We start from the raw sequence: 1,702 nt of genomic DNA, 5'->3' as shown, positions 1-1,702 counted from the left end.
AGTTCTTTGAAAACTGAACAAAAGAAATAGGTAAGGAATTAAGAATTAATTCCGTCAGTTTTAAAATCGAGCAAGACAAACACTTTTATGGAGAGTTTGATCCTGGCTCAGGATGAACGCTGGCGGCGTGCCTAATACATGCAAGTCGAGCGAATGATGAGGAGCTTGCTCCTCTGATTTAGCGGCGGACGGGTGAGTAACACGTGGGTAATCTGCCTGTAAGACGGGGATAACTCCGGGAAACCGGGGCTAATACCGGATAATAAGAGAAGAAGCATTTCTTCTTTTTGAAAGTCGGTTTCGGCTGACACTTACAGATGAGCCCGCGGCGCATTAGCTAGTTGGTGAGGTAACGGCTCACCAAGGCGACGATGCGTAGCCGACCTGAGAGGGTGATCGGCCACACTGGGACTGAGACACGGCCCAGACTCCTACGGGAGGCAGCAGTAGGGAATCTTCGGCAATGGGCGAAAGCCTGACCGAGCAACGCCGCGTGAGCGATGAAGGCCTTCGGGTCGTAAAGCTCTGTTGTTAGAGAAGAACAAGTACGAGAGTAACTGCTCGTACCTTGACGGTACCTAACCAGAAAGCCACGGCTAACTACGTGCCAGCAGCCGCGGTAATACGTAGGTGGCAAGCGTTATCCGGAATTATTGGGCGTAAAGCGCGCGCAGGCGGTCTCTTAAGTCTGATGTGAAAGCCCACGGCTCAACCGTGGAGGGTCATTGGAAACTGGGAGACTTGAGTGCAGGAGAGAAAAGTGGAATTCCACGTGTAGCGGTGAAATGCGTAGAGATGTGGAGGAACACCAGTGGCGAAGGCGGCTTTTTGGCCTGTAACTGACGCTGAGGCGCGAAAGCGTGGGGAGCAAACAGGATTAGATACCCTGGTAGTCCACGCCGTAAACGATGAGTGCTAGGTGTTGGGGGGTTCCACCCTCAGTGCTGAAGTTAACACATTAAGCACTCCGCCTGGGGAGTACGACCGCAAGGTTGAAACTCAAAGGAATTGACGGGGGCCCGCACAAGCAGTGGAGCATGTGGTTTAATTCGAAGCAACGCGAAGAACCTTACCAGGTCTTGACATCCTTTGACCACTCTAGAGATAGAGCTTTCCCCTTCGGGGGACAAAGTGACAGGTGGTGCATGGTTGTCGTCAGCTCGTGTCGTGAGATGTTGGGTTAAGTCCCGCAACGAGCGCAACCCTTGACCTTAGTTGCCAGCATTCAGTTGGGCACTCTAAGGTGACTGCCGGTGACAAACCGGAGGAAGGTGGGGATGACGTCAAATCATCATGCCCCTTATGACCTGGGCTACACACGTGCTACAATGGATGATACAAAGGGTTGCGAAGCCGCGAGGCCAAGCCAATCCCAAAAAGTCATTCTCAGTTCGGATTGTAGGCTGCAACTCGCCTACATGAAGCCGGAATTGCTAGTAATCGCGGATCAGCATGCCGCGGTGAATACGTTCCCGGGCCTTGTACACACCGCCCGTCACACCACGAGAGTTTGTAACACCCGAAGTCGGTGGGGTAACCCTTTTGGGAGCCAGCCGCCGAAGGTGGGACAGATGATTGGGGTGAAGTCGTAACAAGGTAGCCGTATCGGAAGGTGCGGCTGGATCACCTCCTTTCTATGGAGATTATGAAACACCTTCGTGTGTTTCGTAAGTACGCCTATTCTTCTTTTGTTCAGTTTTGA

1 rRNA gene is annotated in these 1,702 nt (G+C 52.4%); it reads left to right on the top strand.

What is annotated here, in order from left to right:
- Positions 1–84: 84 nt before the first annotated feature.
- Positions 85–1,634 (top strand): 16S ribosomal RNA (locus HU823_RS21700).
- Positions 1,635–1,702: the final 68 nt, after the last annotated feature.

It is taken from the genome of Fictibacillus sp. 18YEL24, from assembly GCF_015903855.1.
GTDB classification, from domain to species: domain Bacteria; phylum Bacillota; class Bacilli; order Bacillales; family Fictibacillaceae; genus Fictibacillus; species Fictibacillus phosphorivorans_C.
Note: the sequence above shows the minus strand (reverse complement) of the source record. Positions and strands in the feature narration are given on the sequence as shown.